19 protein-coding genes are annotated in these 20,082 nt (G+C 61.6%); 11 read left to right on the top strand and 8 right to left on the bottom strand.

Annotation, left to right across the window (positions count from 1 at the left end; translation table 11 throughout):
- Positions 1–20: 20 nt before the first annotated feature.
- The 8 genes from rfbF (at position 21) to ABGM93_RS03395 (ending at position 7,181) form a co-directional block, all read left to right on the top strand.
- On the top strand, positions 21–791 hold the full coding sequence (gene rfbF / locus ABGM93_RS03430) for a glucose-1-phosphate cytidylyltransferase (RefSeq protein WP_321503521.1): 771 nt from the start codon (positions 21–23) through the stop codon (positions 789–791).
- Complete coding sequence (gene rfbG, locus ABGM93_RS03425) at positions 788–1,846, top strand: CDP-glucose 4,6-dehydratase (protein ID WP_321503517.1); 1,059 nt, start codon at positions 788–790, stop codon at positions 1,844–1,846. Before rfbF ends, rfbG begins: the two co-directional genes overlap by 4 nt.
- The gene (locus tag ABGM93_RS03420; protein WP_321503513.1) at positions 1,843–3,105 is read left to right on the top strand and encodes a class I SAM-dependent methyltransferase; all 1,263 of its coding nucleotides are present in this window, start codon (positions 1,843–1,845) and stop codon (positions 3,103–3,105) included. The genes rfbG and ABGM93_RS03420 overlap by 4 nt, the downstream gene beginning before the upstream one ends.
- Positions 3,105–3,644, top strand: a complete 540-nt coding sequence (rfbC, locus tag ABGM93_RS03415; protein WP_319773484.1) for a dTDP-4-dehydrorhamnose 3,5-epimerase — start codon at positions 3,105–3,107, stop codon at positions 3,642–3,644. Before ABGM93_RS03420 ends, rfbC begins: the two co-directional genes overlap by 1 nt.
- Before the next feature lie 4 nt (positions 3,645–3,648).
- On the top strand, positions 3,649–4,140 hold the full coding sequence (locus tag ABGM93_RS03410) for an acyltransferase (RefSeq protein ID WP_321503508.1): 492 nt from the start codon (positions 3,649–3,651) through the stop codon (positions 4,138–4,140).
- Positions 4,141–4,190: 50 nt separating this feature from the next.
- Complete coding sequence (locus ABGM93_RS03405; RefSeq protein ID WP_321503504.1) at positions 4,191–4,955, top strand: NAD-dependent epimerase/dehydratase family protein; 765 nt, start codon at positions 4,191–4,193, stop codon at positions 4,953–4,955.
- Positions 4,952–5,719 (top strand): CmcI family methyltransferase, encoded by a 768-nt coding sequence (locus tag ABGM93_RS03400; RefSeq protein WP_321503499.1) that lies wholly within the window; start codon positions 4,952–4,954, stop codon positions 5,717–5,719. Before ABGM93_RS03405 ends, ABGM93_RS03400 begins: the two co-directional genes overlap by 4 nt.
- Before the next feature lie 397 nt (positions 5,720–6,116).
- A complete protein-coding gene (locus ABGM93_RS03395) occupies positions 6,117–7,181 on the top strand; it encodes an AI-2E family transporter (RefSeq protein ID WP_321503498.1) in 1,065 nt (354 codons plus the stop codon).
- Between the two features lie 4 nt (positions 7,182–7,185).
- Here ABGM93_RS03395 and ABGM93_RS03390 read toward each other — a convergent pair whose 3' ends face one another.
- Entirely contained in the window at positions 7,186–7,740 is a 555-nt protein-coding gene (locus ABGM93_RS03390) for a thioredoxin family protein (protein WP_321503496.1), read from the bottom strand.
- A 297-nt stretch (positions 7,741–8,037) separates the two neighbouring features.
- Here ABGM93_RS03390 and parE point away from each other — a divergent pair, with 297 nt between their 5' ends.
- The 3 genes from parE to ABGM93_RS03375 all read left to right on the top strand — a co-directional run bounded on the left by parE (position 8,038) and on the right by ABGM93_RS03375 (position 13,391).
- Entirely contained in the window at positions 8,038–10,140 is a 2,103-nt protein-coding gene (gene parE / locus ABGM93_RS03385) for a DNA topoisomerase IV subunit B (protein WP_321503494.1), read from the top strand.
- Between the two features lie 432 nt (positions 10,141–10,572).
- Entirely contained in the window at positions 10,573–12,183 is a 1,611-nt protein-coding gene (locus tag ABGM93_RS03380) for a DEAD/DEAH box helicase (protein ID WP_321503492.1), read from the top strand.
- Between the two features lie 155 nt (positions 12,184–12,338).
- Positions 12,339–13,391 carry a GGDEF domain-containing protein gene (locus ABGM93_RS03375; protein ID WP_321503490.1) on the top strand — a complete coding sequence of 351 codons (1,053 nt, stop codon included), beginning with the start codon at positions 12,339–12,341 and terminating at the stop codon, positions 13,389–13,391.
- An 18-nt stretch (positions 13,392–13,409) separates the two neighbouring features.
- On the opposite strand, the gene tenA is transcribed toward ABGM93_RS03375, so the two are convergent.
- The 7 genes from tenA to sufB all read right to left on the bottom strand — a co-directional run bounded on the left by tenA (position 13,410) and on the right by sufB (position 19,974).
- Positions 13,410–14,087: a thiaminase II gene (gene tenA / locus ABGM93_RS03370; protein ID WP_321503488.1), complete on the bottom strand. Its 678-nt coding sequence runs from the start codon at positions 14,085–14,087 to the stop codon at positions 13,410–13,412.
- A gap of 20 nt (positions 14,088–14,107) precedes the next feature.
- Positions 14,108–14,479, bottom strand: a complete 372-nt coding sequence (gene sufA / locus ABGM93_RS03365; protein ID WP_319773475.1) for a Fe-S cluster assembly scaffold SufA — start codon at positions 14,477–14,479, stop codon at positions 14,108–14,110.
- Between the two features lie 105 nt (positions 14,480–14,584).
- Positions 14,585–14,971 (bottom strand): SUF system Fe-S cluster assembly protein, encoded by a 387-nt coding sequence (locus ABGM93_RS03360; RefSeq protein WP_319774229.1) that lies wholly within the window; start codon positions 14,969–14,971, stop codon positions 14,585–14,587.
- A gap of 29 nt (positions 14,972–15,000) precedes the next feature.
- A complete protein-coding gene (locus tag ABGM93_RS03355; RefSeq protein WP_321503486.1) occupies positions 15,001–16,251 on the bottom strand; it encodes a cysteine desulfurase in 1,251 nt (416 codons plus the stop codon).
- A gap of 41 nt (positions 16,252–16,292) precedes the next feature.
- On the bottom strand, positions 16,293–17,588 hold the full coding sequence (gene sufD / locus ABGM93_RS03350) for a Fe-S cluster assembly protein SufD (RefSeq protein ID WP_321503485.1): 1,296 nt from the start codon (positions 17,586–17,588) through the stop codon (positions 16,293–16,295).
- A 20-nt stretch (positions 17,589–17,608) separates the two neighbouring features.
- The gene (gene sufC, locus ABGM93_RS03345) at positions 17,609–18,364 is read right to left on the bottom strand and encodes a Fe-S cluster assembly ATPase SufC (RefSeq protein WP_319774228.1); all 756 of its coding nucleotides are present in this window, start codon (positions 18,362–18,364) and stop codon (positions 17,609–17,611) included.
- A gap of 134 nt (positions 18,365–18,498) precedes the next feature.
- Positions 18,499–19,974, bottom strand: a complete 1,476-nt coding sequence (sufB, locus tag ABGM93_RS03340) for a Fe-S cluster assembly protein SufB (RefSeq protein ID WP_321503484.1) — start codon at positions 19,972–19,974, stop codon at positions 18,499–18,501.
- Positions 19,975–20,082: the final 108 nt, after the last annotated feature.

Below are 20,082 nucleotides of genomic sequence, written 5' to 3'. Positions count from 1 at the left end.
CAAAGGCACGAGGGATAGCAGTGAAAGTCATAATACTCGCAGGTGGCCTCGGCACCCGTATCTCCGAAGAGAGCGAACTGCGTCCCAAGCCAATGATAGAGATCGGCGGCAGGCCCATTCTCTGGCACATCATGAAGATCTATGCCGCCCACGGTTTTTCCGACTTCCTGATCTGCGGCGGCTACAAGAGCTACATGATCAAGGAGTATTTCCAGAACTACCACCTGCATCAGTCGGACGTGAGCTTCGAGCTGGGGCCGAACCGGGTCGAATACCACACGTCCCGCGCAGAAGACTGGAAGGTGACAATCGTCGATACTGGCGAGACCTCCATGACCGGCGGGCGCCTGCGCCGTATACGCCCCTATCTCAACGGCGATGAGACGATCTGCGTCACCTATGGTGACGGCGTCGCCGATATGGACATAACGCGGGAATTGGCATTCCACCGCGAACAGGGACGTCTGGTCACCCTGGCAGCCGTGAAACCTCCCGCCCGATTTGGCGCGCTCAAACTCGACGGAAACGCGGTTGCCAGCTTTCAGGAAAAGCCCGAAGGCGGAGAGATGGTGATCAATGGCGGCTTTTTCATTATCGAGCCCAAGGCGCTTGAGCGGATCGCCGGCGACGACACCCCCTGGGAAGGCGAACCGCTGGAAAGCCTGGCCCGCGACGGTGAACTCAGCGCCTACCGGCATGAAGGCTTCTGGCAGCCGATGGATACGTTGCGAGACAAGCGGCAACTTGAGGCTATGTGGGAACGGGGCGCGCCTTGGAAAATCTGGAAATGACACCTGATCCCTCATTCTGGCGGGGACGTCGTGTCCTGCTGACGGGGCACACCGGCTTCAAGGGCGCATGGGCCGCCCTGTGGCTTCGGCGCATGGGAGCCGATGTTTGCGGCCTGTCACTTGCCCCGGAAGGTTCGCCGAACCTTTACGACCTCCTCAACCCGCAGACCTCTGCCGACTGGTGCGACCTGCGCAATCCGCAGTCTGTAACCGCCTGCGTGCAGCGCGCCATGCCCGAGATTGTCTTGCACATGGCCGCCCAGTCCGTCGTACGACGCGGCTATGCAGCGCCCGTCGAGACCTTCTCGACCAACGTTCAAGGCACGGTCAACCTGCTGGAGGCCCTGCGCGAGACGGAGGGCGTGAAGGCCGTCATGGTCATCACCTCCGACAAGGTCTACCGCAATGACGGCAAGGGGCGCGCCTTTCAGGAGGAGGACCCGCTCGGCGGCAAGGATCCCTATTCGGCCTCCAAGGCCTGCGCGGAACACGTGACGTCCGCCTATGCGGCGAGCTTTCTGGAGCCGAAGGGCGTTCGTGTTGCCAGCGCGCGCGGTGGCAATGTGATTGGTGGGGGTGACTTCACCGTCGACCGCATCCTGCCGGATATCTGGCGCGCGACCTCGGCAGGAACCCCGCTCCAGATGCGCTCGCCCCGATCTGTCCGGCCCTGGCAACATGTGCTCGATTGCCTGGCGGGCTATTTCGTCTTCACCGAACAGCTCGTTTCCAATGACGAGGCGCCGCGTCACATCAATATCGGGCCCGATATCGAGGACACGCTGGAAGTGTTGCCGCTTGCGGAGACCTTCATATCTGCCTACGGCAAGACCGTCCCGATAGAAATCGATACATCACCGCAGCCGCCGGAAGCTCCGATGCTCAGAATTGATCCCCGTCTCGCCGCAACATCCCTGGGATGGCGCGGTCGGATTGACGCTCGCAATGCAGCCCGGCTCGCAGCTGAATGGTATGCAGGATATGACGCCGGCGTCGCGGCCCAAGACCTTTGCATCGAACAGATAGAGAGCTACGCGAATGGAGAGCTCGGATGACCACAGCATCGCCCGCGATTGCCAACGCCGAAGCCTCCCATAGCTGCCGGGCCTGCGGCTCCGCCCTCAAGAACACGCTGATCGACCTCGGCGAACAACCGATTGCGAACGCCTTTCTTCCAGCTGATTTTTCCGGTGAGGAAAGGCGCTTTCCGCTGGCCGTGATGGTCTGCGAGGAATGCCTGCTGGTTCAGGCGGCCCACTCCATCCCCGCCGACGCGATCTTCGATGCCGACTACGCCTATTTCTCCAGCTACTCGGATTCCTGGCTGGAGCATGCGCGGCTCTATAGCGCGAGCATGATCGACCGTTTCGCGCTCGACACCTCCAGCAAGGTTGTGGAGGTTGCCAGCAATGACGGCTATCTGTTGAGGAATTTCGTCGAAGCGGGCATCCCCGCGCTGGGCGTCGAGCCCACGGCCAATACGGCACAGGCTGCCATTGAACGCGGGGTCCCAACCCACATCGATTTCTTTGGCACCGAGACCGCGCGCCTGCTGGCCTCGCAGGGGCATTCGGCAGATCTGATGGCCGCCAACAATGTGCTGGCCCATGTTCCCGATATCATCGACTTCCTGACCGGCTTTGCCCTTCTCTTGAAACCGGAGGGCGTCGTTACCTTCGAGTTTCCGCACCTCTACAACCTGATCCGCCTATGCCAGTTCGACACGATCTATCACGAGCATTTCTCGTATCTGTCGCTGGTCGCGGTGGAGAAGGCGATGGAACGCGCAGGCCTGCGGGTCTTCGACGTGGAGCAATTGCCGACGCATGGCGGGTCGCTGCGCGTCTTTGCCTGCCGAAGGCAAGCTCATCACGCCGAATGCGCGGGCGTTGAGGTTGTTCGCAAGATCGAACGCGACGCAGGCATGCATGACATGAGCGGCTATCAGGGACTTGCCCCGGCTGCCGAACATTGCCGCGAAACGTTTCTGGAGTTCCTGGAGCGCGCGAAGTCCGACGGCGCCACGGTCGCGGCCTATGGTGCGGCGGCGAAGGGCAACACGTTCCTCAATTATTGCGGCGTGAGCAAAGCGGATATTGCCTGCGTGGCCGACAGAAGTGCCGCCAAGCAGGGCAAGCACCTGCCTGGCTCGCATATCCCGGTCGTTGCTCCGCAAGAGTTGAAATCCCAGCGTCCGGACTTCATCGTCATTCTACCGTGGAACCTGCGGGCGGAAATCATGTCCGATCTGGCCTTTGCCCGTGATTGGGGCGGCCGCTTTGTTATTGCAATTCCCGAGACAGAGATCCTGTGATGCGGTTTTGCAAGACCGAGATTCCGGATGTCTTCGTAGTCGAGGCGACGCCACATGAAGACGCGCGCGGCGCGTTTGCCCGGCTCTACTGCCCGAACGAATTCGCCGAGGCAGGAATCGCGTTTGCACCGCAACAGGTCAATCTCTCTACGAACGTCAGGAAACACACCCTGCGCGGAATGCACTTCCAGCCAGCCCCTTACGCTGAGGCGAAACTCGTTCGGGCAGTTGCGGGCCGGGCCTTTGACGTGGTGGTCGATCTTCGGCCCGAAAGCCCGACCTGCGGACGCTGGATCGGCGTGGAACTCTGTGCGAAGGCGATGAACGCGGTCTTTGTCCCGCAGGGCTGCGCCCATGGCTTCCTGACCCTTGAGGATGATACCGCGCTTCTCTACCAGATGGGCCGCATCTACGCGCCGGGGCACGGTGCCGGTTATCGCTGGGACGATCCCGCCTTTGGCATCGAATGGCCTGCCGCGCCTGTCGTGATAAGCGAACAGGACTGCCAATGGCCCCCTTATTCGTCACGGAGCACCTGAGGCCATGAACGAAATTCATCCCACCGCAAGAATCTCGCCGCAGGCCGACCTTGAAACCTCCGTGCGCGGCAGTCGGCTTGTCATCGGCGCACGTTCCATGGTGGATAGCTTCGTCAAGATCAAGTTCGCAGGCGGCTCCGGCGACATCGTCATTGGCGAAGGCTGCTATCTGAATTCCGGCTGTGTGCTCTACAGCGGAAACGGGATTTCCATCGGCGATGGCGTGCTGATCGCCGCCAATTGCACGCTGGCTCCGGCCACTCATGCTTTCGCAGACCGCGACACCCCCATTGCAAGTCAGGGCTTTTCGCCGAGCAAGGGCGGCATCGAGATCGGCGATGACGTCTGGATCGGCGTGAATTGCGCGTTGCTCGATGGCGCACGCGTCGGCAAGGGCGCGGTCATTGCCGCCGGATCGGTCATCAGGGGCGAGATTCCCGAATATGCCGTCTTCGGCGGAAGTCCGGCAACCTTCATCAAATGGCGTGGTGTGTAGTGGCCAGATTCACGATCTTCGGGGCCGGTGGCCTCATAGGTTCCCGCTTGATGGAACAGCTCGCCGCGGATGGCCATGAAACCCATGCGGTTTACCGCGACAATTGGCCGGAAGCCGGTCGGGATCTGGGGCATGTCATCTACACCATCGGACTGACGGCTGACTTCAGGGGACGCCCGCTGGAGACAACCGCTCTGCACGTGATCCGCCTCCACGAGGTGCTCTCCCGCTACGACTTCGCCTCTCTTCTCTATCTCTCCACGACGCGGGTCTATCGCGGGGCCGCCGCCACCGGCGAGGAGGCTGACCTCGTTGCGCGCCCGAGCGTAAATGACGACATCTACAATCTCACCAAGATGACCGGAGAGAGCCTGTGTCTCTCCCTGCCCGCTTCGACCATTCGTGTGGCGCGGCTTTCTAATGTCTACAGCCCTCGCGACCGGTCGGAGGTTTTCCTGTCCTCCGTCTTGCGTGACGCGACGACCGAGGGTGCGGTTGCCTTTCGCACCGCCCCCGGTTCCAGCAAGGATTACATCTACCTCGATGATGCCGTCTCCCTGCTGGCCAACATCGCGCTTTCGGGCAAGGAGCGGCTCTATAACGTCGCTTCCGGCATCAATGTGTCGAATGAAACGATCGCGAAGACGCTTCGCGACCTCGGTGTTACTGTTTCTTTTGAAGACAATGCGCCCGAGACTTCGTTTCCGCCGATCCAAAACGATCGAATCCGTAACGAATTCCAATTCAAACCGCGCAATCTGGAGACAATGCTTCCCGCAGTCTTCCACGAAATGCAGCGAGGGGACGCCAGATGAAACTTGTTTACGACGAAGAAAAGAACAGTGTCTCGGTCACGAAGGACGGGGAAACCCATTCCTTTGCGCTGGATACGCCGGAAGCCTTCGAAGCGATGTCGCATGCCTGGCTGCGGGCCGGGTGGGACACGAAATATGTCTATTCCTTTGCCTGGTTCGGCCGGCCGGTGATCCAGCTTCCCGAGGATATGATCCGTATTCAGGAAGTCATCTGGCAGATCAAGCCGACGGTGATTGTGGAGACTGGTGTGGCCCATGGCGGGTCGCTGATCTTCTACGCGACCCTGTTCAAGGCCATGGAACGCGGCAAGGTGATCGGCGTCGAACTTGCGCTGCGCGATCACAATCGGGAAGCCATTGCGGCGCATGACCTGAGCGAATGGATCAGCATCGTTGATGGCAGCTCCACCGCGCCCGAAAGCGTCGATCAGGTCCGCGCGATGATCTCGCCCGAGGATACCGTGCTGGTCATTCTCGATTCAAACCACACCCGCGAACACGTGCTCAACGAGTTGCGTGCCTATGCCGATGTGGTCACGCCCGGTTCCTACATCGTCGCAACCGACGGGATCATGGAACAGGTCGCAGGCGCGCCGCGCAGCGCGGACGACTGGAAGACCAACAACCCGAAACAGGCCGCGCTCGATTTCGTCAAGGAAAACGAGAATTTCGTGATCGAAGAGCCGGAATGGCCCTTCAACGAGGGCGTGGTGCGCGAACGTGTGACCTACTGGCCGTCGGCCTACGTCAAGCGGATCAAGTAGCGCCGATCGCCCTTCCCGGCCCGAAATCGTAGCCCGCAACACGTGCGCCGACGGGGATAACGCGTCGGCACAGACACATTTGAACGCATTCGAATTGGATGCCGAACGTCTTCAATCCCGTATTGATTTCATTCGATTATTTTTTAAAAGCTACAAACACGTTCGAATAGCGTTCGAATACGAAGCGTAGCTGCCGCCTGACAACCGATATCCCCGCCAGGAGCTCCCTCCCCGGAAGGTCGCCGACGCGGACGTGCTCACACCGCCCCGTTGACCTTCCAGGGCCGGTCGTCGTTGAATCGCGTATATTTTGCGCTTGGCTCATTCGCCAGGCGACGGCGCAGCTTCCTGACCTATGCAAGCAGGAGCCTTCGCGACCCGACGAGGCGACAGCACGATGAAGAACTCACCGCTCCTCAATCTCACGCTCGCTCTCGCACTGGTGCTGATCGTCGGCTTTCTGCTGGAGATCGGACAACCCATTCTGGTGCCCGTCGTCACCGCCGTAATCGCGATCTACGTCATGATGACGACGGCCGATGCCCTCCAGAAGCTGCCGCTGCTCAACCTCCTGCCGCCCGCCCTGCTCAGAGCCTTTGCTCTGGTCGTTTTCGTGCTTGCGCTTTACGCCTTTGCCGTCGTCGTCGCCTCAACGGTGACCGACATGGTCAATGCCGCCCCCGGCTATCAGGAGAATATCGCGCATTTCCTGTCGACGATCGAAGAGCAGTTCCATATCGACACCAGCGCCTTCAAGGACAACTTCATCGCGTCCACCTTTGGAAACTGGAGCGTCCGCTCCATCATCCTGACGGTTCTGGGCGGCTTTACGAGCATCGGTGCCAGCGCCTTCCTGATCGTGCTTTACGCCACCTTCCTGATGGCGGAGCGCAGCCGCTTTGGCCACCGCATCGCAACAGCACTCGGCAACAGGGGACAGGCCGACAAGGTCGAGGAGATCATCCGCGACATCAACAGGCAGATCGGCACCTACCTGACCATCAAGACGCTGATCAACATCATACTGGGCGGCGCCTCCTACCTCATCCTGATCTTTCTCCAGGTCGATTTCGCGCTCTTCTGGGCGATCATGATCGCGCTGCTGAATTACATTCCCTATTTCGGCTCGCTGCTGGCCGTGCTGTTTCCGGTCGTCCTCTCTGTTGCGCAGACAGGCTCGCTTCTGCACACCGCCCTGCTGGCAGCCCTTCTGGTGGGCGCGCAGGTCTATGTCGGGAACTTTCTGGAACCCCGGCTCGTCGGACGACAGCTCAATCTGAGCCCCTTCGTCATTGTGGTCGCCCTGTCCATCTGGAGCGCCCTGTGGGGCATCGCAGGCGCCATTCTGGCCGTGCCGATGACGTCGGTCATCGTCATTGTGCTGGCGAGCTTTGACGAAACCCGCTTCATCGCGATCCTGCTCTCCGACCGCGTCGGTGATAACGAGAAGGAGGAGGCCTGAAAGATCAGGCCCGCCACTTGATCGAGCAGCCGATGGACGCGATCTGGTCTTGCGGCCCCTCGCCCGTTTCGACGATCTGCCGCATGGCCTCCACAAGCTCGCGCGCCGCGCCGGGTTCAGGCTCCCCCATGCGGGCACTGTCCAGCCTGCCGCGATAGGCCTGAACGCCATCGGCAGTCAGCCCGAAGAATTCCGGCGTGCACTCAGCCCCAAACGCTCGTGCGACGATCTGATCCTCATCGTGCAGATAGGGGAACGGAAACTCGTGATGCGCGGCAAAGCGCGCCATGTTTGAGAAACTGTCTTCCGGATAGCCTTGCGCATCGTTGGAGCAGATCGCCGCAAACCCCACGCCCTCCGCCATCAAGCTGCGGGCATCGGCTACCATGCGCGCGACCACCGCCTTGACATAAGGACAGTGGTTGCAGATGAAAGCGATGACGGTTCCGCGTGGACCGGCGATGTCGGCGAGCGTATAGGTCTTGCCATCGGTGGCCGGAAGGCGAAAATTGAACGCCTGAACGCCTGCGGCGGCAGTGGATGCGGTTTTTCCTTCCATGGAAGCCTCCCGGGCGACGCAAGCGACGGAGCGAAGGATCGCTGGGGGGCGGATTGCCGGACGAATGACCGGTTTCCGCCGCAGACAGTCCGCTCTCGCAAAATGATTGATGAGGGAAGTCTGCCTGTCCGTTCACGGTGCGGCAAGAGCCCTTCAGATGGAAACGCGCACAAAAGCGCGGCTCTTCGCAGTGATCGCACTGGTGCTGCGCGCGCCGAATTGCCAGAATCCCGGTGATTCGAAGCGGCGGCAACCGGCTGCGGACACAGCTGAAACAAATCGGGTACGACAAAACGCATGGCAGCCAAGGACGATCTGTTCGCGCAGCTTGAGAGTGAGGTCTCGGCGATGAAGGCGCGCCGGAAACCGGCCGCGGCTTCGGTCGCGACAGCGCAAACGCCGGCCTCTCAACCCGCTCAGAACAAGGCGCCCGCAGCACGGCCCGCCAGCCTGCCCACACCGAGCGCCGACGATGCCTATACCGCAGCCGACATCGAGGTTCTGGAAGGGCTGGAGCCCGTGCGCCGCCGTCCCGGCATGTATATCGGCGGCACTGACGAACGCGCCCTGCACCACCTTTTCGCCGAAGTCATCGACAATTCCATGGACGAGGCCGTCGCCGGTCACGCCACATGGATTGATGTGCGCCTTGAGGAAGACGGCTCGCTCGTCGTGACCGATAACGGCCGCGGCATCCCGGTCGATCCGCACCCGAAATTCAAGGACAAGTCCGCGCTGGAAGTCATCATGACGACGCTCCACGCCGGCGGCAAGTTCGACAGCAAGGTCTATGAGACCTCCGGCGGCCTCCACGGCGTTGGCGTTTCGGTGGTCAACGCCCTCTCCGAAGAGCTGGTGGTGGAAGTCGCACGCTCGCGCAAGCTCTATCGCCAGACCTTTGCCCGCGGCATCGCGCAAGGCCCGCTGGAGCATCTGGGCGACACCCACAACCGTCGCGGCACGACCGTGCGCTTCCGCCCCGACCCGCAGATTTTCGGAAATTCGGCACGTTTCAAAGCCTCCATCCTTTTCAAGATGGCCCGCTCCAAGGCCTATCTCTTCGGCGGCGTCGAGATCCGCTGGAAATGTGCGGAAAGCCTGCTCACGGAAAAGAACGCTCCGCCCGCGGAGGCTGTGTTCCATTTCCCCGGCGGCCTGAAGGACTTCCTGGACGAGACGCTCACGGGCGAAAAGCGCGTGGTCGACGAGGTGTTTTCCGGCAAGACCTCCAAGACCGGCAGCCACGGCGCGGTGGAATGGGCCGTCGCGTGGTTTGCGGGCGACGGTTTCCTGCATTCCTACTGTAACACCGTGCCCACGCCGGAAGGCGGCACACACGAAGCGGGCCTGCGCCTGGCGCTCCTGCGCGGCCTGAAGGCCTATGGCGAACTGGTCGGCAACAAGCGCGCGGCCCAGATCACCGGCGATGACGTGCTGACCTCTGCGGGCGGGATGCTGTCTGTCTTCATCCGCGAACCTGAATTCGTCGGCCAGACCAAGGACAAGCTCGCCACGGGCGAGGCCAGCCGCATCGTGGAGAACGCAATCCGCGACGCCTTCGACCACTGGCTGACCGCCTCCCCCACACAGGCCGGGCGCCTGCTGGACTGGGTGATCGACCGCGCCGAGGAACGCCTGCGCCGCCGCCAGGAAAAGGATGTCGCGCGCAAGACGGCCGTACGCAAGCTGCGCCTGCCCGGCAAGCTGGCCGACTGCTCCACCTCGTCGGCCGCAGGCACCGAGATCTTCATCGTTGAGGGCGACTCGGCCGGTGGCTCCGCCAAACAGGCCCGCAATCGTTCCAATCAGGCGATCCTGCCCCTGCGCGGCAAGATCCTGAACGTCGCCAATGCGGGCCGCGAAAAGCTTGCCGCCAACCAGCAGCTATCCGATCTGATGCAGGCGCTTGGTGTGGGAACGCGCAACAATTTCCGCGAGGAAGACCTGCGTTACGAGCGCATCATCGTGATGACCGACGCCGACGTGGACGGCGCGCATATCGCCTCGCTGCTGATCACCTTCTTCTATCGCGAAATGCCGCAGCTCATTGAACACGGGCACCTTTTTCTCGCGGTGCCGCCGCTCTACCGCATCGCGCAAGGCGACAAGGTCCGCTATGCGCGCGACGACATACACAAGGACGAATTGCTCAAGACGGTCTTCACCGGCAAGGGCAAGGTCGAGATCGGGCGCTTCAAGGGGCTGGGTGAAATGCTTCCGGCACAGCTGAAAGAAACCACCATGGACCCAAAGAAGCGCACTTTGTTGCAAGTCCGGGTTGCCGATGGTGAAGGCGAAGAGACCGAAAAGGCCGTGGACCGGCTGATGGGCACGAAGCCGGAAGCGCGCTTCATCTTCATCAAGGAAAACGCCGAGTTCGCGACCGACCTCGACATCTGAGGAAGATCCGGTCGACTTCCCCTCCGGAAGGCCCGGCGCCGCAACGCTGAGGCATCGCCAGGCGCGTCGTTCACACTTCGGCAAAGCTCACCGCAAAGACGAGGGGCGCGCTCCTGTCCGGTGACGCCGGATAGATGCGCATCAAGGAACGGGTGGGGTAAATCGCCGCCCAATCGGGCCTTGGCGATATGATGGGGCGCGTAAAACAGCGTCCTGGATATGCGCCCGATCGGCACCTGGAGGCAATATCACTTCCAAAGCGCCGATTTTGATAACGATCATAGAAGTATTAGCGCCGAATTCGTTATGCGGCGATTGACATGCAACGCTTCAGCCTTATTGTGCGCGCAGTATCCTTCCGATCATGAGCGGGCTTAACCATCCCATGGTGGCGATGGCGATCCGCAAGATATTCTGGTGAATACAAAAGGCATGAGCTTTTCCAATCTCGGACTGAGCCCTAAGGTTCTGGAAGCCGTTGCAGCTGCCGGTTACACCCAGCCCACGGCCATTCAGGAACAGGCGATCCCGCACGCGCTTCAGCGTCGTGACGTACTTGGCATCGCCCAGACCGGCACGGGAAAGACAGCCTCTTTCACCTTGCCGATGCTGACGCTTCTGGAAAAGGGCCGCGCCCGGGCACGCATGCCGCGCACGCTCATCCTGGAGCCGACGCGCGAACTGGCCGCGCAGGTCGAAGACGAGTTCAACCGCCTCGGTGTCAATCACAAGCTGACTGTCGCTCTTCTCATCGGCGGTGTCTCCTTTGCCGATCAGGATCGCAAGATCGACCGTGGCGCCGATGTCCTCATCGCGACGCCGGGCCGTCTGCTTGATCATGTGGAACGCGGCAAGCTGATGCTTCAGGGCGTGGAAATCCTCGTTATCGACGAGGCCGACCGCATGCTCGACATGGGCTTCATCCCGGACATCGAGCGCATCTGCAAGCTGATCCCCTTCACGCGCCAGACGCTGTTCTTCTCCGCCACCATGCCGCCGGAAATCCAGCGCCTGACGGAGACGTTCCTGCACAATCCCGAGCGCATCGAGGTTGCCCGCGCGGCGTCCACCACCGACACGGTGGCACAGTCGCTGGTCTCCTCCGGCTCCGCGCCTTACGAGAAGCGCGAGACCCTGCGCGGCCTGCTCAACAGCGCCGAAGACCTGCAGAACGCGATCATCTTCTGCAACCGCAAGCGCGACGTGGCCACGCTCTACCGCTCGCTGCTCAAGCACGGCTTCGACGTCGGCGCGCTCCATGGCGACATGGACCAGCGCTCGCGCATGCAGACGCTGGACGGTTTCCGCAACAACGAGATCAAGCTCCTGGTCGCCTCCGACGTCGCCGCCCGCGGTCTCGACATTCCGGCTGTCGGCCACGTCTTCAATTTCGATGTTCCCGTCCATTCGGAGGACTATGTCCACCGCATCGGGCGCACCGGTCGCGCAGGCCGCAAGGGCACGGCGATGACCATCGTCACCGAAGAATGCGGCAAGCATATCGAAGCGATCCAGACGCTGATCGGCAAGGAAATCGAATGGCATAACGAGCCGATCGATTTCGAGGCCGCGGAAGCCGATCGCAAGAGCCGCCGTCGCGGCACGCGCAAGCGTGGCTCCGACAAGGCTGACGACAGCAAGCCGGTGGCCGAAAAGCCTGCGGCATCGGCAAAGTCGGAAGAGACCGCAGAGGCCCCGGCCCCGCGCAAGCGTCGCGCGCGCAAGGAAAAGCCGGAAGCAGCGGCCGCAACAACGGAGGCCGCGGCCCCCGTACAGACGGCAAACGACGATGAAAACCATGCAGAGCCCAAGGCGAGCGAACAGCCGCGCCGTGGCAAGCGTGGCGGCGGCAAGTCCGCATCGGCGGAAAACGTCAATGGCAACGCGAACGCCAACGGCAACGGCAATGCCGGGGGTCGCGAGCGGGGCGGCAAGGACCGCAATAAGGACCGCGGCGGCAAGGACAAGCCCGTTGTCGGCTTTCCGGATCATGTGCCCGCATTTATCCTGCGCGAGATTCGCCCGAAAAAATCTGCCAGTTAGGTCAGAGACATAAGCCGCGGCGGCACGTCTTGCCGCTGCGATATGGGAGAGTCCCATCAGGACTTAACCCACGGTTAAATCATTCCATGTCACTCTAGGGAAACAACAAAAGCACCCTTCATCAGCCAGCTAACAGATGCCGTTTGGACACTCAAATGAGCCAGCGTGACGAATACAAACGCACAATCGTCTATGGCGATACGGCCCTGGCGTATCTGAAGAAGAACGAACTGGCAGCCTATCCGCGTAATTACGAGCTCTGGTACGCCTATTCGGCGGGCTTCAATTTCGCGTTGAACAAGGCAATCAACGACATCCTTGGCAAGAAGGGCACCGTCAGCTCCGAAGAAGCGCAGAGTGTCTATACCCGCTTTCTGTGCCCGAACCGGCTCGGTGACCGGATCGATTCCGTCGGCTCCAAGCTGTCGGGAGAAATCGGCGATGTCATCGAGATCGTGGCGGAAAGCCTGCGGGCAGCCAGCACCTACGCCGACTGCCTGGATGGCGTCACCGACCAGCTGAGCAAAGCCACCACGCACGAGGAATTCGCGGGCGTCATCGCCGGGATCGTCAACCAGACCCGTCGGGCGGCCGATATGAACCGGGAGCTGGAAGGGCAGCTTCAGAAATCCCGCGAGCAAATCTCGTCGCTACAGGAAAGCCTAGATGCGATCCGGTTTGAATCGCTGACCGACGAGCTGACCACGCTCGCCAACCGGCGCCATTTCGACGAGTCCATCGCGCGCGCAATCCAGAACGCCAGCGAGACCAACGAACCGCTTGCCCTGTTGCTGACCGATATCGACCACTTCAAGAAGTTCAACGACACCTATGGTCATCAGACCGGCGACCAGGTGTTGCGGCTTGTGGGGCTGTCGGTAAAGCAGAATATCAAGGGACAGGACATCGCCTGCCGCTATGGCGGCGAGGAATTTGCCGTGATCCTGCCCCGCACGTCGCTTCAGCAGGCGTTTTCCGTTGCCGAATACATCCGCAAGTCGGTCATGTGCAAGGAACTGGTCAAGCGTTCAACGGGCGAGAATCTCGGCCGGATCACCATTTCCATCGGCGTCGCGGCTTTCCAGCCCGGTGACAGCGACACGACGCTCATCGGCCGCGCCGATGCAGCGCTCTACGCCGCAAAGCGCGGCGGACGCAACATGGTTCGTTGTGACATGCAACAGGAAGCCGATAGCGCCGTCGCCTGAGCCGGGCAACGGCCCCGCTCAATCCGCCAGATCGAGCCCCATCTGCCAGAAGTCCGCTTCCAGCTTCGTCGCCTGACGGAAGATCCGCACAAGATCCGCAAACCGCTCCTCGCTGAGCGTCCCGCCGGCAAGCCTGTCGAGCCGGTCCTCTGCTTCCTTCGCGACCTCGCGATAGGCCTCACCGGCATATTCGGCGATCCAGTCGCGGTAGGGATTGGACGGGTCGAGCGCACCGGGGCGGGCGGCCAGGCGAGCCCCGATCTCCCAATAGCCGATGACGCAAGGCACCAGCGCCACGTGAAGATCGAGCAGATCGCCGCGCATACCCTCTTCCAGCACATAGCGCGTATAGGCCATGGTGGCGGAGGCCTCCGGCGTCGCCTCAAGGTCCTCCGGTGTCAGCCCCCACCCTGCGCATAGCCGGACATGCAGAGCCATTTCCTGATCGAGAAGCGCGGCCATGGTCCGCCCGGCGGAGCGCATATCGGCCAGAGATCGCGACTTGTAGACGGCCAGTGCATAGGCGCGCGCGAAATGGATGAGGAAGAGATAATCCTGTGCGAGATAGTGCCGGAATGACGCTTCCGGCAGGGTTCCATCGCCCAGCCCGCGAACGAATGCGTGGTCGGTATAGGCGCCCCATTCCTTCGCGGCGGCAGCTTTCAGCCGCGAAAACAGTCCCTCGTCAGCAGCCATGGATCACTCGCAGTTCATTCTCAGCCCTGCAGGAGGGCGTCCGGGCTTGCCGGAACGATTTCAACCGATTCCCCGCAGCCGCAGGCCGAGGTCTGGTTCGGATTGTTGAAGACGAAACCGGAGCGCAGCTTCGTTTCCTCGTAGTCCATTTCCGTGCCGAGCAGGAACAGAACGGCGGAGGGATCGACAAAGACCTTCACGCCCTTGGTCTCCACCACATCGTCGGCCGGATCCGGCTCGCTCACATAGTCGAGCGTATATTCCATGCCCGCACAGCCGCCCTGCTTCACGCCGATCTTGAGGCCCTGAACATCCCGGTCGGAATTCTCCACGATCTCGCGCACGCGATCTGCGGCGGGATCCGTCAGCGTGATGACCTGAAACCTAGCCATTTCGTCCAAGTCCTTCCGTCTTTGCATCTGAGGTTGTTCTGGGCATCTGCGGTTGTTCTGGCGGCAAAGCCACACAAGGCCCCAAGGCCCGCGCGAAAAGCCAGCTCAGAAGAAGTCCAGCGCCACGCGGGCCTCGTCCGACATGCGGCTCGGGTCCCACGGCGGATCGAACACCATGCTCACATCCACATGCGAAATTCCGGGCACCGCCGCGACCGCGTTCTGGACCCAGATCGGCATTTCGCCCGCCACGGGGCAGCCCGGCGCTGTCAGCGTCATATCGATGGCAACCGAGCGATCATCCTCGATATCGACCTTGTAGATCAGGCCAAGCTCGAAAATGTCGACCGGGATTTCCGGGTCATAGACCGTCTTCAGCGCGGCGACGATGTCGTCGGTGAGCCGGGCGATCTCGTCGGCGGGCAGCGCAGAGCTGGAGACATCGCCCTGCGCACCTTCGGCGGGCACAAGCTTGTGCGCCCCTTCGGCCATCGTGGTTTCTTCGGTCATCGCATCCGTCCTCAAGCGAAGAATTTCTGCGCTTTTTTCAGCGCCGCGGCGAGGCGATCAACCTCTTCCATCGTATTGTAAAGCCCGAACGATGCCCGGCACGTCGACGTCACGCCGAAACGCGCCAGCAACGGCTGGGCGCAATGTGTGCCGGCTCGAACCGCCACGCCCTCCCGGTCGATGATGGTGGAAATATCGTGCGCATGCACCCCCTCCATCTCAAACGAGATAATCGCGCCCTTCCCCGGCGCACGTCCGAAGATCCTCAGCGAATTGATCTTCGACAGTTCCTGATGGGCATAGTCGTTCAGGGCAGCCTCATGGGCCGCGATGTTCTCACGCCCCAGACTGTCCATATAGTCGAGCGCAGCGCCAAGTCCAATCGCCTGCACGATGGGCGGCGTCCCCGCCTCAAACCGGTGCGGCGGATCATTGTAGGTCACCATGTCCTCGGTAACGTCGAGGATCATCTCACCGCCGCCATTGAAGGGCCGCATGGCCTCCAGCCGTTCCTTCTTGGCGTAGAGAACGCCGATACCCGTCGGCCCATAGACCTTGTGGCCGGTGAACACGTAGAAATCGCAGTCGATATCCTGAACATCGACCGGCATGTGAACGGCCGCCTGGCTGCCATCCACCAGCACCGGCACACCATGCTCATGCGCGATCCGGCAGACCTCCTTCACCGGCACCACGGTGCCGGTCGCATTGGACATATGCGTGATCGCCACAAGTTTCGTGCGCGGCGTGATGAGCTTGGCGAACTCCTCCACAAGGAAAGTCGCATCGTCATCGACCGGCGCCCATTTCAGCACCGCGCCCTGCCGCTCGCGCAGGAAGTGCCAGGGCACGATGTTGGAATGGTGCTCCAGAATCGAGATAACGATCTCGTCGCCTTCGGAAATCGTCGGCATCGCATGCGAATAGGCGACGAGATTGATCGCCTCGGTCGTGTTGCGGGTGAAGACGATCTGGTCCGTGGACGGCGCATTCAGAAAGCGGCGCACGCTTTCGCGCGCCGCCTCATAAGCTTCAGTCGCGGTGTTGGAAAGATAGTGCAAGCCCCTGTGGACATTGGCGTATTCTTCCGAATAGGCCTGCATTATCCGGTCGAGCACGACCTGCGGCTTTTGCGCCGACGCGCCGTTGTCGAGATAGACCAGCGGCTTGCCGTAGACTTCTTTGGAGAGGATCGGGAAATCCGCCCTCACCTTCTCCACGTCGTAACCGGACGTGCCCGCAACCGCGGCTGCCTCACTCATCGCAACAATCCTTCAAAACCCCGGCCCTGAAGGCGCGGTTCTCAATAGCCCAGCCAGGTGCGGGTGCGCTCCTCAAGCACGTCCACGACCGCCTCGTCACCGATCTCCTCGATCACTTCCGACAGGAAGGCGAGAATGAGCAGCGTGCGGGCTTCCGCCTCCGGAATGCCGCGGGCGCGCAGGTAGAACAGCAGGTCCTCGTCGATCTGTCCCGAGGTCGCACCATGGGCGCACTGGACATCATCGGCAAAAATCTCCAGCTCCGGCTTGTAGGCCATTTCGGCCCCGTCCGACAACAGAAGCGCCTGGCACATCATCTGTCCATCGGTCTTCTGCGCATGCTGGAACACATTGATGCGGCCCTGGAAAACGCCCGAGGCCTTGCCGTCGATGGCGGACTTGAAATATTCGCGGCTTTCGCAATTCGGCACCGCGTGATCAACCACCAGCGTCACATCGGAGTGCTGGTCTTCGCCGATCAGCATCGCGCCGCGAAGACCCGCCTTCGAGTACTCGCCATTGAACCGCAGGAACGCCTGCGTACGCGCAAGATGGCTGCCCGCATTGAAGACGAAGTGATCGAAATTCACCTCAGCCTCAAGCTGCGAAACGAAGGTGGAGAGATGCTGCGCCTGATGATCCTCGTTCTGGAGCTTGCTCCAGACGACTTGCGCCTTGTCGGCGGCGGAGAACTCGATCGCGGTGTTGGTCTGGTAGGCGCCCTTGCCGGAATAGACCTCGGTGAAGCGGACCGAAGCGCCTGCGCCCACACGCACCACATGGCGGGTATAGGTCGCGGCCGGCTCGCCCGCCGCCACATGCATGATCTCCACCGGCTTTTCGATCATCGCGCCATCGGCCACCGTGATCAGCGCACCGTCGCGCATGAAGGCGGTGTTGAGATCAAGCGCGGTGTCGGTGACAGAAGCCGCCAGATCGCCCAGACCTTCCGGGGCCCCTTCAGCCAGCGCCGCCGCCAGCGACGTGATGGTCAGCCCCTCGACCGCCTGGAGCGTTGAAAGCTCCGGCGCGAAGAGCCCGTTGACGAAGACGATCCGCGTTCCGGCCATGTCGCCGAAGCCCGCAACAGCCTCCACGGCTGCTTTCGCCTCATCCGCCGACGGCATCTCGGCAATCGGCAGCGCCTCGCTCATGCCACGGCGGAGGTCGGTATATTTCCATTCCTCCACCCGGCGGTGCGGCAAGCCCCGTTCGCGGAAGCCCGCAAAGGCCTTCTCGCGCAAGGCCGCCACGGCATCGCCCGGCTTGGCCGCTTCATACTGTTCGATCAGCGCACGCTCGGCAGCCGTGCGCAGCGCATCCTTGTCCGCTGTCATATCGCTAGCCCTCGCACCCGTTACGCCGCCGCGCCGACATAGTCGGCATAGCCATTCTTTTCCAACTCAAGCGCCAGTTCCGGCCCGCCCGTGGTGACGATCCGGCCCGCGGACAGCACATGGACAACATCCGGCACGATGTGGTCGAGCAGGCGCTGGTAATGGGTGATGACGACCATCGCACGCTCCGCAGAGCGCAGCGCGTTCACACCGTCGGAGACCACCTTCAGCGCATCGATGTCGAGGCCGGAATCGGTCTCGTCCAGCACGCAGAGCGTCGGCTCCAGAAGCGCCATCTGCAGGATTTCGGACCGCTTCTTCTCGCCACCCGAAAAGCCCACATTGAGCGGACGCTTCAGCATCTCCGCGGAGATGTTCATCTTGGCGGCCTTCTCGCGCACCAGCTTCATGAATTCCGGCGTCGGCAGTTCGCCGAGCCCACGCGCCTTGCGCTGCGAATTGAGCGCCGCCTTCAGGAAGGTCATGGTCGCAACGCCGGGGATCTCGATCGGATACTGGAAGGCGAGGAACATGCCCGCCACCGCGCGCTCGTCCGGGCCCATTTCCAGGATGTTCTCGCCGTTGAACAGGATCTCGCCCTCGGTGACCTCGTAGTCCTCCTTGCCCGCCAGCACATAGGAGAGTGTGGACTTGCCGGAGCCGTTCGGGCCCATGATCGCGTGGACTTCACCGGCATTCACGGTGAGATTGACGCCGCGCAGGATTTCCGTGCCGTCTTCGGCGATGCGGGCGTGCAGGTTCTTGATTTCAAGCAGTGCCATTATCTTCGTCTTTCCAGCTTTGTGGCCGTCACCTGCGCGTCACCGGTATTCCGGTTCGCCGCACGGTCGCCACTGTGTCCCTTTCAGGCCCTTGGGCCCATTCATCCTTTGGAGCTTGACGGTCAGCCTTAGCCGACGGAGCCTTCCAGCGAGATCGAGATAAGCTTCTGCGCTTCAACCGCGAACTCCATGGGGAGCTGCTGGATGACGTCGCGCACGAAACCGTTGACGATGAGCGCCACCGCCTCCTCTTCGCCCAGGCCCCGCTGCAGGCAGTAGAACATCTGATCGTCGGAGATCTTGGACGTCGTCGCCTCGTGCTCGAAGATCGCACTGGCGTTCTTGCTCTCGATGTAAGGCACCGTATGCGCGCCGCAGTCCTGCCCGATCAGAAGGCTGTCGCACTGCGTGAAGTTGCGCGCGTTGGACGCCTTGCGGTGGGCGGAGACGAGACCGCGATAGGTGTTCTGCGACTTGCCCGCCGAAATGCCCTTGGAAATGATCCGGCTCGACGTGTTCTTGCCGAGGTGGATCATCTTGGTGCCCGAGTCGATCTGCTGGTGACCGTTGGAAATGGCGATGGAGTAGAACTCGCCCCGGCTGTCGTCCCCGCGCAGGATGCAGGAGGGGTATTTCCACGTCACCGCGGAACCGGTCTCCACCTGCGTCCAGGAGATCTTGGAGCGCGCGCCGCGGCAATCGCCGCGCTTGGTCACGAAGTTGTAGATGCCGCCCTTGCCCTCGGCATCGCCCGGATACCAGTTCTGAACGGTGGAGTACTTGATCTCCGCGTCTTCCATCGCGATCAGTTCCACGACGGCTGCGTGAAGCTGGTTCTCATCGCGCTGGGGCGCCGTGCAGCCTTCCAGATAGGAGACGTAAGCCCCCTTCTCCGCGATGATCAGCGTGCGCTCGAACTGGCCGGTATTCTGCTCGTTGATGCGGAAATAGGTGGACAGCTCCATCGGGCAGCGAACGCCCTCCGGCACATAGACGAAGGACCCGTCTGAGAAGACAGCCGAATTCAGAGTGGCGTAATAGTTGTCAGTGACCGGAACCACCGTGCCCAGATACTTCTTCACCAGATCGGGATGCTCGCGCATCGCCTCGGAGATCGAGCAGAAGATGACCCCGGCCTTGGCCAGTTCCTTCTTAAAGGTGGTCACGACGGACACGCTGTCGAAGACCGCATCGACCGCGATACGGTTTTCAGGGGCAACGCCTGCAAGGATTTCCTGCTCGCGCAGCGGGATCCCGAGCTTTTCGTAGGTTTCCAGAAGCTGCGGATCGACCTCGTCGAGGCTCTTGGGACCATCCCCGGCCTTCTTGGGCGCGGAGTAGTAGTAGAGGTCGTTGAAATCGATCTTGGGATAGCTCACCCGGGCCCATGTGGGCTCTTCCATGGTGAGCCAGCGGCGATAGGCATCAAGCCGCCATTCCAGCATCCACTCCGGCTCGCCCTTCTTGGCGGAGATGAAGCGAACGATGTCTTCGTTCAGACCCTTCGGGGCCCGGTCGGATTCAATGTCCGTAACGAAGCCATACTTGTATTGTTCGACGTCGATCTCCCGCACGCGGTCGATCGTCTCTTGTACTGCAGGCATTGGCCTCTCCATCCAGCGCGGTTTCAAGGACCGCGTGTTGTCGAAGTCTTCAAGGACTGTCCGGCAACAAACGTTTTGCGGACAGTATCACGATGTTGGCACTCAAGT

The organism is Breoghania sp. (assembly GCF_963674635.1).
Lineage (GTDB): Bacteria > Pseudomonadota > Alphaproteobacteria > Rhizobiales > Stappiaceae > Breoghania.
The sequence above is the reverse complement of the archived record's forward strand: the minus strand, read 5'-3'. Positions and strand labels throughout refer to the sequence as shown.